We start from the raw sequence: 15,262 nt of genomic DNA on the forward strand, positions 1-15,262 counted from the left end.
ATGATGTTTGACCAAGATAGTTACTTACAACGTGGTTATAAAACAGGCTGGCATGATTTAATTAATTTTTTATTTTATGAGTTTTCGTCAGGTGAAACTAATGAAGGCTGTAAAACGCTACGGCGAATTGGGCAACAGCTTGGTGAATTACACACTATTGAGAATTCAAGTACATTAAGTCAATTAGAAAAAAATATTAATACTGTTCTAGAAGTGTTCAATTGGGGGTTTGTTAAAATGGCACCCGCAAATAGTGAATTGCTTATTATGCATTGTGCGTGGCCTCACGCGCCTAAATCGGTCAATAAAAAATGGCGTCGAGCTAGCGCTAGTATTTTAGAAGGCTTATATACTCAGTGGTTAACATCGCAAGGTGGTAATAAATCAGTGCCTGTATTGTGGAATGAAAATGCAACTGAAGATATTTTCATATTTCGTTATGCTTTATTTAAATAGATTCATCAAATATAAATTATCATGATTAATAAAACCAAAGAGTTATCAATAAAAAATGAAAAAATCTCATTGGACTTAATCATTGGTCAAACCTGTCTTTTTTTATTAATTGATATATATGGAAGAGTTTCATATGTTAGTCAACGTTTCTTAGAAACTTACAACTACAATCGTGCAGATGTTATTGGATATAAGCCAAGCATAATAAATAATCAGTTGATTTTAGAAAAAAACAGTCTTGATTTTATTTCTAATTATAGTAACACTGAAGATATTATTTTTATAACTAAAGAAAATAAAAAAATATTTTTTATAGCTAGATTAATGGAGATAGAAGAAAATAGCAACAATGCCTATCATTACTGTCTTATTTTATCTGAAGTAACAAGGCTAATAGCAGCTAAGAATAAACTCTCTTTCCAAGTATACCATGACCCTCTAACTGGACTATTAAACAGATATGGTTTTTATAGAAAAGGCAAAGAAGCTCTTAAATTAGCCAAAAATAGTAAAACAGAATGCTATTTGGCGCTTATTGACATTGATAAATTTAAAAAAATAAACGATACCTTTGGTCATGGTTATGGTGATCGACTATTAAAACAGTTCACTAAAAATGTAAAAAAGCACTTACCGAGTGAGGTTATTTTTGCTCGATTAGGTGGCGATGAATTTGTGTTAATGGTGAATGACATACATCATCATCATGCAGAATCTATCTTTTGGGAGCTGGTTCACTTTATGGGGACTTATTCATATTGCCATTTAGAAGGAGAAGTATCGAATATCAATATTAGTGTCGGCATTGCACAATACCCGCGTGATGGTGAGCGTTTAGGGAGTTTAGTAAAAAATGCCGATATAGCCTTATACCATGCGAAAAAACAAGGAGGAAATCAAATAAAGAAATGTATTTAGGTTTAACTATATAGCTGTTTTAACTAATAAAATTTAAAACCGTACTTAGTTGAAAACTACACTCAACAAGTAAAGATTATAATAAATATTTTATTTATCAAGGATTATATATGTTGAAAGCTGTCATACCTGTTGCGGGGTTAGGTACTCGCATGCTACCAGCAACAAAAGCGATACCTAAGGAGATGTTACCTCTTGTAGATAAACCTATTATACAATACATAATAAAAGAATGTTATATGGCGGGTATCAATGAAATTATATTTGTTACTCATTCATCTAAAAATTCAATTGAAAATCATTTTGATACCTCTTTTGAATTAAAATCGTTATTAGAACAAAAAGGGAAAGAGCAATTACTCAATGAAATAAATGGTATTTGCCCTGAAAATTTAAAAATTATGCATGTTAGACAAGGCTGTGCAAGCGGTCTAGGCCATGCGATATTATGTGCTCAGCCTTTTATTGGTGATAATGATTTTATTGTTGTTTTACCAGACGTCATTATTAATGAATATGCTTGTAATTACGCATCTGATAATTTACCCGCAATGATTGACCGCTTTTACTCGACAGGAAAAAGCCAAATATTAATTGAACAAGTCAATATCGAGCATGTCGAAAATTACGGGATTGTAGATTGCCATAATGAGGTTACTCATAGCGGAGAGTTTAATAATATCTATGCGATTGTAGAGAAACCACATAAAGAGAGTGCGCCATCAAACTTAGCTATTGTTGGCCGTTATGTTTTAAGTAAAGAGATTTGGCCATTGCTGGCAAAAACACCTATTGGTAAGAGTAATGAAATCCAACTGACGGATGCATTATCCATGCTTCTGAAAACCCATGCTATCGAAGGTTATCACATAAAGGGGCGTTCTCATGATTGTGGCGATAAAATGGGGTATATGAAAGCGTTCTTTGAATATAGTCGTCAGCATCAAACATTTGGCTCACAGTTTCATCGCTGGTTGAAAGATTCGGTAGAAACTGTTTAATCATAACGCCTATTTATAGGGTAGATTTTATGAATCAACAAAATCCAATCGCTAGTCTGATTTTTAGTTATATGCCTAATGCGAGATCTTGTTCTTTATTTTTTATATTTGTTTGTTATTCAAATAGATATAACAACTTTAAAAATCAGGATTGGATTTTTATTGCTAACAGAATAAGAAGATTACAATTAATCATGTTAATTCTTTTTTATTAAAAAAGTATGGGTCGTATTGAGAAATATTTTACCTCTGTCTGAATAAACTTATCTGATAATGATATCTCCTATGTAATACCTTAACAATGATGGATTAATTCGAGATTTCATTATGAATGAGTTTAGTCATCAGCTAAGTAAAACTGACTTCATTGAAAACAGATGTTTTATTATCCCATTACTTTAATGATTTTTGTTTAATTTTTATTAGTACTCATTCTCAGTCATGTAAGCAATGGACAATAACAACGAAATTTGATTTTTAAACCACAGCAGAGGCAACAAAATGAATATTAGAGATTTCGAGTATTTAAACGCATTAGGTAAGTTTCTTAACTTTAAAAAAGCGGCTCAATATTGCAATGTAGCTCAACCAACCTTAAGTATTCAGATTGGTAAACTAGAAAACACACTCGGCTGTTTTCTGCTAGAAAGAACCACCCGTCGGGTTAACTTTACACCTTTGGGTCTACAAATCTTAGAGCACAGCAAGATTATTTTAAAAGAGATAGAAGAAATTAAAGCTATTGCACAGCAATCTACAAATAATAATATAAAAACTTTTCATATTGGCATTTCTGATTCATTACCAGAGTATTTTGCCTCCTACATTACAGAAGCCGTCTTAGCAAGTGACCCTAATATTAACTTAATAGTCACGGTGGATAGCTCAGAGGAACTGTTTGCCCAGCTCGCCTCGATGTCCTTAAACTTGCTGATCGTTTCTTCAACAAAATGCCCCGATAACTTTATTTCAGCCTCCTTGATAAGCTTCCCTATAAACCATCAATTTGTCACCCAAAAAGGACATAGTACAGAGCAGCCAACGAGTATTTTAGGTTCGTATTCAGAAATAAAATCTAAAATCTGTTTTCGAAATGGCGATAGAAATATGGATAACTACTTGCACATTGGTAACTTAATCAATGAATCGATAGATCTTTTATTGAAAAAAAACCATATCGCCTAGCGCTTCTCTTACTGGAACTCAGCGTGCTACATATCGAAAACTCAATCTTCGCTATTGTAGTACGCTTAACCTAAGAGAAGTTTTAGCACCGACAACGTCTTGCAATGCAACTTTTTGTTAACTTTATTATTGTCATCGGTTCTCGATAGAGAAAGATCAGCACACCTTTTTTTCTTCCTAGGAAAAGTACTTTTTCTTTTAAAAATCACTGATAAAGCAATTTTTATTGGTAGTTTTTTTATCAAAAAATCCTGTAAAATTTAAACTCATTAAGTAGTTAATAAATTTTAATTTATTGAATTAAATGATTATTTTTATAGTGCATCGATCATTTGTTAATATTAAAAATACTACCGTGATCACATTCTTATCATAAACTCTCTTTTTCAACGAAAAGTACCAGCGATCCTTTCTAAAGTCTCTTTCTTATTTTTAAATAAAAAGCTTCAATTAAGAAACACAAAATAAACATAAAATTAACATAATCCAGATGCCAGCGAAAATATGTACCCTATGATGCGCCGGCGCTGTTTGTGAGATAACGAGGTAGACATGAAACCAGAAGATTTTCGCTCAGATGCCAAACGCCCATTTAACAGCCAAGAATATTTAAAAAGCCTACAAGATGGCCGTGAAATTTATATCTATGGTGAGCGTGTTAAAGATGTCACCACTCACCCAGCATTTCGTAATTCAGCCGCTTCAATAGGACAGTTATATGATGCACTCCATGATAAAGCAACTCATGACAGCCTTTGCTGGGGAACAGATACCGGAAACGGCGGCTATACACACAAATTCTTCCGTTTCGCCACCAGCGCCGATGAACTGCGCCAACAACGTGACGCCATCGCTGATTGGTCACGCCAAAGCTATGGATGGATGGGACGCACTCCAGACTATAAGGCGGCATTCGCCAGTTGTTTAGGGGCTAACCCAGAATATTACGGCCAATTCGCTGATAACGCGCGTAATTGGTATAAACGTATTCAAGAAAGTGGGCTTTATTTTAACCATGCGATTGTTAATCCACCAATCGATCGCCATAAACCTGCTGATGAAGTAAAAGATGTCTATATCAAGCTGGAAAAAGAAACTGATGCAGGTATTATCGTCAGCGGCGCAAAAGTGGTTGCCACTAACTCCGCCCTAACTCACTACAACTTTATCGGTTTCGGCTCTGCACAAGTGATGGGGGATAACCCTGATTTTGCACTGATGTTCGTCGCACCAATGGACGCTGATGGTGTGAAACTAATTTCACGCGCATCATACGAATTAGTTGCTGGCGTAACAGGCGCACCTTTTGACTACCCACTATCAAGCCGTTTTGATGAAAATGATGCGATATTAGTCATGGATCATGTGTTGATCCCATGGGAAAACGTATTAATTTATCGTGATTTTGATAGAGCGCGTAATTGGGCTGTACAAGGTGGTTTCGCTCGCTTGTTCCCATTACAAGCCTGCGTGCGTTTAGCGGTTAAATTGGATTTCATTACAGGCTTACTGCAAAAAAGCCTTGAATGTACTGGAGTTGTCGACTTCCGTGGTGTACAAGCAGACTTAGGTGAAGTGGTCGCATGGCGTAATTTATTCTGGTCACTTACCGATGCAATGACTTCGGAAGCGAAGGCTTGGGAAGGCGGAGCCTATCTGCCAGATACGCAAGCAATCCAAACTTATCGCGTAATGGCACCAATGGCCTATACGAAAATCAAGAATATCATAGAAAGTAATGTCACCAGTGGTTTGATATATCTACCATCCAGTGTGAAAGACATGAACAACCCAGAAATCGATAAGTATCTGGCAAAATATGTGCGTGGCTCTAACGGTATGGATCATGTAGAACGTATCAAGGTGTTAAAGCTAATGTGGGATGCGATTGGAAGCGAGTTTGGCGGACGTCATGAGCTTTATGAAATCAACTATGCGGGTAGTCAGGACGAAATTCGTCTGCAATGTCTACGCCATGCTTATGGTTCGGGTAATATGAAAGCAATGACAGATATGGTTGACCGCTGCCTGTCTGATTACGATCAGCATGGTTGGAAACGCCCACACCTGCATAACAACAACGATATTAATAAGTTAGATTCGCTGCTGAAATAATCGGCAGCAGGAGGTCAATATGTCTTTAGAAAATGAACATCGCCTGCGTTTCAGAGATGCGATGGCAAGTCTTGGTGCAGCAGTTAACATAGTCACCACGGATGGCACAGCAGGTTGCTGCGGTATTACTGCAACAGCAGTCTGTTCAGTCACGGACACGCCACCCACTTTGATGGTGTGTGTTAACCGCAACAGCGCTATGAATGCGGTCTTTCAAGAAAATGGCCGCCTGTGTGTCAATATCCTTAACCATGAACAAGAAGAGATGGCGTGCCACTTCGCGGGAATGAAAGGCTCTACAATGGAAGAGCGCTTTGCTTGGAGCATCTGGGATAAAGGTATTTTGCAACAACCATTATTGAAAGATGCACTTGCTAACCTAGAGGGTGAAATAACCCAAGTGCAAGACATTGGTACGCATTCTGTTTATTTGGTTGAAATGAAGCAGATTATCGTGAGAGAAGAAGGTCACGGGTTAATTTACTTCAAACGTAAATTCCACCCAGTTATGCACCAGACATTAGCAGTAACCGCATAACGGATTAAACCATCAATATGCTTAGAGGGGCTATGCGATATAGCCCCTCTTTTTGATCCAACGCTAAGAAAGTCCTTTCTAAGCAATATGTTCCTACCGATACAGTCACCCTTCTTTTTTTCAATATCCCAACAAACACTATGTAATTATATTGACTGCCTAAATACAAATTAGTCATGTTTATAATTTTTCTAAATCAATACATTAGTACAAATCTATCTTTTATTGTTAATGCTTAGTTATTTTATTGAATGATAATAATTATTATTTACAATCTCATTACCGATTGATCTTTAACAATAATGGCTATGAAAAATGACACTATGAAGCCTGTCACTCGGCTTCTTCAATTAATGATTGGTGTGAGTCCGTTTATGGCAAGCGGCATGATGACTGCACAGAGTGCAACTCAAGAACCAACACAGCTAGGCCCTCTCAAAGTTTCCGCAAAATCACAAAAGGAGCTAGATGCTGAATATCCTTATTTGCAGCTTGGCTCCTCGTCCTATATTGATGGCAAAACCGTTGAGAGATTCCGAGGTAATTCAGCTGCCGATTTTCTACGTGGCGTCAGTGGCGTCCATCTTGGGGATATTCGTAATGGCGGAGCGTTAGATGTCAATATTCGCGGTTTACAAGGCCAAAGCCGCGTTCCCGTTATTGTCGACGGTACGCAGCAATCCATTGATGTTTACCGTGGTTACGCTGGTGTACAGCAACGCAGCTATTTAGACCCCGACTTGATTAGCCATGTTACCATCGACAAAGGTCCTACCCTTGCGACAGATGGCGCGGGAGCTATCGGAGGAGCGGTGCGGGTCACAACCTTACAACCTGCCGATGTTATTCCGAAAGGTGAAACTTTTGGGGTACGTTTAAGAGGGGGGCTTGCCAATAACACGGTCTCAGAACGATCCGGTTTTTATACTAAAACCAAAGAGAGTAATGACGCCAATCCGTGGCCGAATATGAATAGCCGCTTTGGTAGTGTCGCTATCGCAACAGATCAGGATCGCTATCAATTACTTGCAGCTTACGCCTACCGTAATCAAGGTAACTATTTTGCAGGTAAAAACGGCGCGAAACGCTATCGTGACGCCCATTATTCGTCAACGGGTGGCACGGGGATGACAACAGCCGCGGTGATTGACGCCTATCCTGCTGGAAAAGAGGTTCTTGATACCCATAGCCGTAGTGAATCTTGGTTAGTCAAAGGGGCTGGCGAGCTTACTGATACCCAAAAGCTCGAGTTAATTTATCGCCGTTATGACGCTAAATGGGGTGAAATCATGCCATCGATGATTACAACCCCCAATAGCAAAGGGGAATCTAATCAATTTATCCCGAGTAAAATTACCATTGATTCATTATCAGCAAAGCACAATTTTGATCCGGATAATGATTGGGTCAATTTGACCTCTGAATTGTGGTATACCCACTCAGTCAGCCGTATGTACAATGCAAATATCGGTAACGTTCCTGTTTTCGATCAAAGTACTGAGCAGCGTCCAGACCCACAAAGTGAAGAGTACAAACAAGGGCTATTATCCGATATTAAAGCGGATAGATATGGCGTGAATTTAACCAACCGCTCAACGTTCGAAAATCGTCTTGGTGAGTTTAATTTAACAATTGGTGGTGCTTTCCAGTATGAAGATACCGGCCCTAATTCTCCTGTCCTAAAAGAAAATCTGCAAAAAAACTATTTCTTGCGTAGTGGTGTTCGCAAAGAGTATAGCTTATCAAGCTCCCTAGAATATAAACCCGTGAATTGGTTAACAGTTCAAGTTGGAGGGCGTTATACCGAATATCATGTTAGAGATAGAAACAGCACCGCTTATGCGGCGAAATCTCGCACTCAAGAGTACACGTTTGCTCGCCTAAAGAAAAACGGTGAATATTTCACCAAATGGCCTGAAAGCTGGTATATGGAGTGGTGGCCTGATGAACAAGGAAACTACACGTTAGACTCTTTAAAGAAAACCCCATACGCAAACACAACGCTTGGCGAAAAGTATGACTTTGATGGTTATGACCCTGACCCAAGAGGGGAAAAAGGTTATCTGAAAAAAGAAGTCACCACAGAATACGCTTACACCAAACCTATTGAGCGGAAAGGAAGCGATTTCAGCCCACAGGTAGGGCTGGCATTTCACCTTGATGACAATAGTCAAATCTATGTTAAATACAGTGAAGCCGTTAAGAACCCAACTATCTTTGAGTCAACTTTAGGCAACTGGACCTCAATGCCGTCTGCTGATTTAAAACCAGAGAAAAACAAAGTTCTTGAAATCGGTGCATCAACTGTACAAAACTCACTATTTACCGAAGAAGATAAACTTGCCGCTAAGGTATCCTGGTTTAAGAGTGACTTACATGACATGATCACTCGAGGCTATCACCCAAATAACGCTTCTTGGTTCATAGAGAATGTGGATCTTTATAAAACATCCGGTATTGAATATAGCTTAGCTTATGATCAAGGTCGCTTCTATGCTGATGTATCGGGTAACTACTATTTAGAAGCCACAACGTGTGATACGAAAACTGCTGAGCGTTTTCGTCAGTACGCTTATGGCGATCCTAATACCCCAAACTGTGTGAATGGTGGTTTTGGCACCTCGTTAGTTAATATCACTAACCCACCCAAATACAGCATCAATACAACACTTGGGGTGAGGCTACTTGATGAACGCAACTTAGATATTGGCGTTCGCCGTATCTATAATAGCGGTCCTACTCATAAGTTAAACCGTTCATGGAATACCGTTGGGATGACGGGAACCCAGTTAATTTATTTATCAACCGTGACTTATGATGCTTACGCTAATTATCAGTTCAACCCTAATGCGGATATCAACCTTACCGTCACTAACCTCACTAATGAATACTATGTTGATCCAATGGCGCTTAGCTTGATGCCTGCGCCAGGTAGAACGGTTTCAGTTGATTTTACTTATCGCTTTTAAATAACAATTCCTGCCCAAGGAGTGGGCAGGAAGATGACAATTAAGCTTCGATTTTTTTCATATAACGATAGTGAGAAAAGGTGACTAACAATGCAACAAACGCAATACCAGCCCCTAGCATAAACCCGCCAGAATAGCCTACCGCCGCCGTTAGCCCCACCAGCATCATTGAGCTAGCCAATTCACCAATATCACGAGTACTCTGTACTGCTGTCATATCCGTTCCTGCTTGCGTATAGCGAGAAGCGAATTGCATACCCGCGGTCATAATCGCCACAGAAGTGACACCGGAAGATAATGAACCAAGTGTGATACAGGTAGCCACTAATGCCATTGATACGCCGCTCATCGACTGGAATGCCCATAATAGCGATGAGAGTAATGCGAATAATAGGCCAAATGAGAATGCGCGCCAGACGCCGATTTTACCAATCAACCAAGCGCCGCCCCCACAACCTAACACTAACGTGACCATGCCACCTGCCATTCCCATTTTCCCAATCTGAGCCAGCGACCAACCTGTATCATTTAAGAATAATTTTGCCAAACCAAAACCAGAAACGGCGGTCACCGCAGAAAGTAAGGTTAGCAGCAGTAGACGAGGTGCACCTTGACGCTTAAAGGTTTTTAATAAGCTCGCTTTTTCATCTTCCTGAATGGCTTGTGATGTTTTTAATGGGCACAACGAAATAAAAAACAGACTTAACAACGGCACACAAGCCAAAATCGCTAATGCCATATGCTGCCCCAATGACTCACTCATAATCATCAGCCCTGCACCACCAATAAAAAAGCCAGCCATCACGCCCGCTATCTGCACGGCATTGATTTTTGATAGCATTGAGCCGCTGACTTGCTCTGCCGCCATACCGTCGGTGGCAATATCTTGTGTCGCACTCGCTAAAGAAGCAATAAATAGCAATACAACACAAGCCAGTGCATTTTCCACAGAGAAACCAATAAAGCTAAGTGCAAACATGGTGAGTGTCACGATAACCTGCATAGGGATAATCCAGCTCTTACGACGTCCTAATCGTTTTCCCCAATGGTTATCAACAAAAGATGCCCATAAAAATTTTACTACCCAAGGTAAGCCCACAAGTGGCAAAAATGCGAGTACCTTTAACTCACCACCATCATGTCGTAAAAAGGTAGGTAGAGCATCCATCGCAATCCCCATCGGTATACCTTGAGCGAGGTATAACAATCCTAAGGTCATCACCAGTTGTTTATTCTGTAACAGATCTTTCATATCCACTCCGACCACTTTTTTGTGTCGCAGATAACTTAGCCACACATCCAAGTGTTAATAACAAAAACAAGCCACAAAATAGCAGCATGACATCAATACGGTTAAAGCCAGCAGGCTGCTGCCATAACGAGAAAATAAATGCGATGAAAAAGAGTAAAGTTGATAAAGCAGCAATTAAAATCAGCATCTTGCGAGCATTTTTAATCACTAGACAGAGGATAAAAATGCCTCCCCAGCACAGGAAAAAAGCACTTATTGGCAATGTTAATGACAGAGACATCACAACCAGCAATGCGCTTACTGACAGCAACAGTCCACCACAGCATCCAACGATCCCCCCGGCAATCCGCGAGGCTGCATGCCGCCAACACCACATTGCCAACCCACTCGCTACCAAGACACAGCCACTAAATCCCGCGATAAAATGCAAAACGCTAAATAGCGTTTCGACGTTTGGTAGCCATTGATACTGACCATAATGCAGTGGTTGAATACTGATAAAAGCACGAGTCCAGAAAGCGTGATCAGAGGAGTCTCGAACACCAACAAGCCGCCCTTCATTCAAATCAAAACGATATTGCTCAAAGTTAGCACTACCCGGTTGCCCCGCGTGTACTCCACCAATCACCAATGAATCGCCTTGGCGCATCAAGGTTTGTGGCGTAAAAGAGGGATAAGTTTGTTTAAGCCACTCGAATACTTGCTCTGGTTGATGCTCGCGTAGAACTACTTGGTGGTTATCAACCTTACGAAAGCCCCCCATCAATTGCTGCATGACCAACTGTGGATTATCAGGGCTTACACTTGATGCCAAGCCAACGGTTCCTAACGCACCTAACCCTGAAAGCGCCCCTGTCACAGCAAATAAAATTAGCCATGGATAGCACCATAATCCCAGCCAATTATGCAGATCATGAATAAATAAGCGTAAATTCAGCCGACGTGGTAGGCGCATCATCGAAGCTAGCTTGCGGCGGTTGATAATAAAGCCGCTAATTAACAGTACTGCCAACGCAAAACCAAATAGGCTAATCAGAATACGTCCTGGAAAATCAATAAATAGGTTTTTATGCAATGTGACCAGCCACATTGCAGGAGTATTCTGCGCTAAAGCTTGGCCCGTAATGGCACTATAGCTGTTATCGCACTGCCCCATCCCAAGGCAAAAAGTGATGGTAGGATTGGCTGATTGAGGTAACTGCACCAATGCAGCCTCTGGCTGTAACGTTAGTAATTGTGATAGCGGCAGGAGTTCTCCTGAAAAGGGCGCTTTATTCCACCAAAGACGTAAAGCATCACTTCCTAAGCTCCAAGTGCCACTTAGCATAATCACAAATAAAAAAACGCCCAAAAATGCACCCGCACTACGATGTAGATCGGACATTCTGCGCGTCAGTGGGACTTTCATTGTCCTCCCCCCCACAGCAATAACCACAATAGAGGAAGCGGCCACCATCCGTAACTGCGTAATAACATTTGTCGCCAGCTACTCGCGGTAAAGCTGTAGACAAACATCCCCATGGTGCAAAAAACGGCAAGAAAAACTGCTCCATACAAGCGGTTTAGAAGATCATCCGAAGGGTAAATGCGAACGAATAATAGGGAGAGAACAACTCCCCCTATTAAAGTGCCAATGATGGAAATCGCACTGACTAATTTCATTAAAAATCAGCCTTTACAGTCAACATCACGTTACGAGGTTCGCCGTAACGGTTATTCCATTGTGGAGAGAAAAGACCTGAATAATAGCGGCGATCGAATAAGTTATTCACATTGACCGCTGCGCTCCACGTTTCGTCAATTTGATACCCCAAACGCGTATTAAAGAGGGCATAACCCCCTTGACGTAAAGTGACATTGCCGTTGGTGGTACTATAAGCACTTTGTGCTTGCATACCGCCCCCAATACTCCATTTACGTTCATCCCAAGGAAGATCGTAGTTGGTCCATACACGTAACATATGACGAGGCGTTAACGTGTTGTAGGCATTACCTTTGTTTTGGCTATCATCGCGATATTTGGTGTCTGTATAGGTGTAGCCGACAGAGACATCCCAAAATGGCGTAATATAGCCAACACCTTCTAATTCAAAACCTTGGCTACGTACTTTGCCCCCACTAATAAAGTAATTATCAAAGCCTCCCGTCGGGTGATCAGGGTCAACTTGAGGATTGTTTTTGATATCTATCTGATAGATAGCCCCTGATAAGTTCAAGCTACCGTTGAGTAATCCCGCTTTAATCCCCGTCTCTAGCGTTTGCCCTTCAACGGGTTTCAGCATTTTACCACTCCAGGTTTTCGCGGTTTGAGGCTGATAAACGGTTGAATAGCTGCTATACCAAGACCAATCTTTTGCAAAATCCCAAATCACACCGCCATAAGGGGTGATCCGGCCATTTTCAGTAAATTTAGACGTTGGCGATTTCAATTCCCACCAGCTATCGCGAGCCCCAATGATCACCGTGACAGGCTCTACAACCTTAATGCGCCCCATACCATAAACGCCTTTTTGAGTTGTTTTCGTTGCACCTGGAGAGCTATAAGGCCCGACATTAGGCTTTGGTACGCTGTGTGGATCCCAGCGATAGACGTTCACGGGAACATTCAGTGAAGGGTCAAATTCCGCGCTATACTGCTTTTCACTCGCATGCGAGTAATTAACCCCCATAATCACATCATGCTTCTGCCCCCAGCCTTCAACCTTACCATTCAAGCTTGTATCAAGACTGATTTGTTCATTGCGGAATTTATAAGCGCCCCCCATTAGCATGGCACCATCCCCAGTTTCAGGGTCGATATTGCCCCATGCACCTGCATAAATTAGGCGAGCATTAACATGTTGATATTCAGTATTGAGTTTGTATTGCCAATCATCATTGATCTGGTGCTCAATCGCAGCAAAGGTGCGTGTGGTATCCCATTTAAAACGGTCCCAATCCACATCAAGGTAGGTTTTACGCGGAAGATGCAAATCACGACCATCTTTCCCCATAGGTACGCCAGCCATATTGGTGACTGAATCGATAGTTTGATATTGTGCACCAACACGTAATAAAGTATCAGGGGTGAGATCCGCATCAACCGTCGCGTACATTAAACGTGTTTTTTGATCGGATACATCATAGAAGAAATCCTTATCCTCCCACGCCATCACAAATCGCCCACGCACACTGCCTGCTTCATTGAGTAATCCACCAACATCCGCTTCACCGCGATAACGGTTCCAACTCCCCGCTGTTAAGCTGAGTTTCGCCATATCTTCCTTTGGTGCATGTTTGCGAACCATATTGACCGTCGCAGCAGGGTTTCCCATTCCATGAAGTAGCCCATTGGAGCCACGTAAGATCTCAACACGCTCATACACCGCCATATCTTGCGGTGAACTCGCCACATTACCGAGCAACGCTGGCACACCATCAATTTCAAAGGAGTCAATTTGGAAGCCACGTACATAGTAGGCGGTCGTTAACTTGACGTAAGGGGCACTCGTTACCCCTGTGGCTCTTTGCATAACATCGTCAAGGGTTTGTAGGTTCTGCTTTTCGATTTGCTCGCGGTCAATAACACTGACAGATTGTGCAACTTCTCTTGGTTTTAGGGCTATTTTGCCTAATGTTGTGACGCCAGGCTCCACATAATCGTCATCAGCACTGGAGGTCGTTGTTACTTGCATGACATCATGCTTAGGTTGCGAGCTTTGTTCTGCCCCTGCTGATAAAGCCCATGGAGCAGTTGCTAAAAACAGTGCGCAAGGGGCAAGTTTTAGCCCTTTTAAGCGCTTAGCATTATGAACGGACAACATTTTCTACCCTAAAAAGTTAAATGATAATTGTTATCAATTTAGCAATTAATGGGGTGGGATACTTTCGAATGCCGGATTTTGTCTATCGCTATCCGGCAATAACTAACGTTTTTTGAGTTGATTTGGTGAGATGCCAAAGCGCTTACGAAAAGCGACAGAGAAGTGAGCGGGAGTATAGCCAACCTGATAAGCTACGGTAGAAATATTCGCATCATGGACGCTCAACAGCTGATAAGCCGTTTCCAATCGATACTCTTGCAACCAACCGTAAATACTATTACCAAACAGTTGGCGAAACCCTTGCGTTAACTTACGAGTATTCATACCAACACGCTTCGCTAATTCATCCAAGCTAGGCGGGGATTCTAACTCCTGCATTAAGATAGATTTCGCTATCTGCAAATTATCAATATCACGTTGACGCAATTTAGGCGCTATTTGCGATGGCTCATGTAAAAAGTGATCTAAGCATAATGCTGTAATTTCAGTTACTTTAGCGCATAAGTAGAGCTGATGTAATGATGGATGAGTAGGACAGGCAAATAGCTGCTGTGTCATTGCTAGCACACTTGCAGGAATTGAAAAATGTAATAATTGAGCTTTACTAGGATGATAGCAGCTTTCAGGTAACTTTAATTGATGTTGTTCCAACCATTCAGGTGAAATATCGATCATCGTATATTTCATCGGTTGGCAGGCGCGAAACAGGTTGCATAGCTGGTAATTTTTCTGGCTGCCAGAGAGTATCAATGAGGGTGAATTAACCTCGACATTATGTCCAGAGCTGCTACGACAACCCATTGCGCCTTGATGTATGGCCACTAACTTCAGGCCTGCCTGTTGTTCTTCATTAATCCCCAGATCATGTGGGATCACAAACTCACCGCGACTGATGCGCACAAAAGGCCCAACAGTATAATCTTCGCGGTTAGAATGCGCTTGATTAAGTTTATCTTCAGAACGTTGCTGCATGATTTTTTTCGAAACAAAGGCGATGTGCTGACTATCTTGTCAAATAAATAAGA

The 15,262-nt window shown here is 41.1% G+C and carries 12 protein-coding genes; 7 read left to right on the forward strand and 5 right to left on the reverse strand.

The features are described from left to right. The 7 genes from bcsD to PR699_RS08665 all read left to right on the forward strand — a co-directional run bounded on the left by bcsD (window position 1) and on the right by PR699_RS08665 (window position 9,182). The gene (gene bcsD, locus PR699_RS08635) at window positions 1–456 is read left to right on the forward strand and encodes a cellulose biosynthesis protein BcsD (protein WP_004927325.1); all 456 of its coding nucleotides are present in this window, start codon (window positions 1–3) and stop codon (window positions 454–456) included. 21 nt (window positions 457–477) lie between these two features. Next, the gene (locus tag PR699_RS08640; RefSeq protein ID WP_004927322.1) at window positions 478–1,374 is read left to right on the forward strand and encodes a sensor domain-containing diguanylate cyclase; all 897 of its coding nucleotides are present in this window, start codon (window positions 478–480) and stop codon (window positions 1,372–1,374) included. Between the two features lie 110 nt (window positions 1,375–1,484). Then, window positions 1,485–2,375, forward strand: a complete 891-nt coding sequence (galU, locus tag PR699_RS08645) for a UTP--glucose-1-phosphate uridylyltransferase GalU (protein WP_004927318.1) — start codon at window positions 1,485–1,487, stop codon at window positions 2,373–2,375. A 501-nt stretch (window positions 2,376–2,876) separates the two neighbouring features. Continuing rightward, window positions 2,877–3,560 carry a LysR family transcriptional regulator gene (locus tag PR699_RS08650; protein WP_004927309.1) on the forward strand — a complete coding sequence of 228 codons (684 nt, stop codon included), beginning with the start codon at window positions 2,877–2,879 and terminating at the stop codon, window positions 3,558–3,560. A gap of 552 nt (window positions 3,561–4,112) precedes the next feature. Continuing rightward, entirely contained in the window at window positions 4,113–5,675 is a 1,563-nt protein-coding gene (gene hpaB / locus PR699_RS08655) for a 4-hydroxyphenylacetate 3-monooxygenase, oxygenase component (RefSeq protein ID WP_004927302.1), read from the forward strand. A 19-nt stretch (window positions 5,676–5,694) separates the two neighbouring features. Next, window positions 5,695–6,213, forward strand: coding sequence for a 4-hydroxyphenylacetate 3-monooxygenase, reductase component (gene hpaC / locus PR699_RS08660; RefSeq protein WP_004927299.1), 519 nt, complete (start codon window positions 5,695–5,697; stop codon window positions 6,211–6,213). Between the two features lie 308 nt (window positions 6,214–6,521). Further along, window positions 6,522–9,182: a TonB-dependent receptor gene (locus PR699_RS08665; protein WP_232074367.1), complete on the forward strand. Its 2,661-nt coding sequence runs from the start codon at window positions 6,522–6,524 to the stop codon at window positions 9,180–9,182. Between the two features lie 40 nt (window positions 9,183–9,222). Here the strand turns inward: PR699_RS08665 and PR699_RS08670 are convergent, their stop codons facing one another. From PR699_RS08670 to PR699_RS08690, 5 genes are all read right to left on the reverse strand, one after another. Next, entirely contained in the window at window positions 9,223–10,434 is a 1,212-nt protein-coding gene (locus PR699_RS08670) for a RhtX/FptX family siderophore transporter (protein ID WP_014656746.1), read from the reverse strand. Next, on the reverse strand, window positions 10,412–11,842 hold the full coding sequence (locus PR699_RS08675; RefSeq protein WP_014656747.1) for a PepSY domain-containing protein: 1,431 nt from the start codon (window positions 11,840–11,842) through the stop codon (window positions 10,412–10,414). The genes PR699_RS08670 and PR699_RS08675 overlap by 23 nt, the downstream gene beginning before the upstream one ends. Next, window positions 11,839–12,096, reverse strand: a complete 258-nt coding sequence (locus PR699_RS08680) for a hypothetical protein (RefSeq protein ID WP_014656748.1) — start codon at window positions 12,094–12,096, stop codon at window positions 11,839–11,841. The genes PR699_RS08675 and PR699_RS08680 overlap by 4 nt, the downstream gene beginning before the upstream one ends. Then, window positions 12,096–14,237, reverse strand: a complete 2,142-nt coding sequence (locus PR699_RS08685; RefSeq protein ID WP_115113463.1) for a TonB-dependent siderophore receptor — start codon at window positions 14,235–14,237, stop codon at window positions 12,096–12,098. The genes PR699_RS08680 and PR699_RS08685 overlap by 1 nt, the downstream gene beginning before the upstream one ends. Window positions 14,238–14,339: 102 nt before the next feature. After that, complete coding sequence (locus tag PR699_RS08690) at window positions 14,340–15,209, reverse strand: helix-turn-helix domain-containing protein (RefSeq protein WP_004927282.1); 870 nt, start codon at window positions 15,207–15,209, stop codon at window positions 14,340–14,342. Window positions 15,210–15,262: the final 53 nt, after the last annotated feature.

It is taken from the genome of Providencia sp. PROV268 (genome assembly GCF_028477805.1).
Classification (GTDB): Bacteria; Pseudomonadota; Gammaproteobacteria; order Enterobacterales; family Enterobacteriaceae; genus Providencia; species Providencia stuartii.

What these genes read in the sequence shown, in the direction of transcription:
- hpaB (WP_004927302.1), top strand. Translation starts at nt 4,113, where the DNA reads ATGAAACCAGAAGATTTTCGCTCAGATGCCAAACGCCCATTTAACAGC.
- PR699_RS08690 (WP_004927282.1), bottom strand. Translation starts at nt 15,209, where the DNA reads ATGCAGCAACGTTCTGAAGATAAACTTAATCAAGCGCATTCTAACCGC.
- PR699_RS08680 (WP_014656748.1), bottom strand. Translation starts at nt 12,096, where the DNA reads ATGAAATTAGTCAGTGCGATTTCCATCATTGGCACTTTAATAGGGGGA.
- PR699_RS08675 (WP_014656747.1), bottom strand. Translation starts at nt 11,842, where the DNA reads ATGAAAGTCCCACTGACGCGCAGAATGTCCGATCTACATCGTAGTGCG.
- PR699_RS08665 (WP_232074367.1), top strand. Translation starts at nt 6,522, where the DNA reads ATGAAAAATGACACTATGAAGCCTGTCACTCGGCTTCTTCAATTAATG.
- PR699_RS08650 (WP_004927309.1), top strand. Translation starts at nt 2,877, where the DNA reads ATGAATATTAGAGATTTCGAGTATTTAAACGCATTAGGTAAGTTTCTT.
- hpaC (WP_004927299.1), top strand. Translation starts at nt 5,695, where the DNA reads ATGTCTTTAGAAAATGAACATCGCCTGCGTTTCAGAGATGCGATGGCA.
- galU (WP_004927318.1), top strand. Translation starts at nt 1,485, where the DNA reads ATGTTGAAAGCTGTCATACCTGTTGCGGGGTTAGGTACTCGCATGCTA.
- PR699_RS08685 (WP_115113463.1), bottom strand. Translation starts at nt 14,237, where the DNA reads ATGTTGTCCGTTCATAATGCTAAGCGCTTAAAAGGGCTAAAACTTGCC.
- PR699_RS08640 (WP_004927322.1), top strand. Translation starts at nt 478, where the DNA reads ATGATTAATAAAACCAAAGAGTTATCAATAAAAAATGAAAAAATCTCA.
- PR699_RS08670 (WP_014656746.1), bottom strand. Translation starts at nt 10,434, where the DNA reads ATGAAAGATCTGTTACAGAATAAACAACTGGTGATGACCTTAGGATTG.
- bcsD (WP_004927325.1), top strand. Translation starts at nt 1, where the DNA reads ATGATGTTTGACCAAGATAGTTACTTACAACGTGGTTATAAAACAGGC.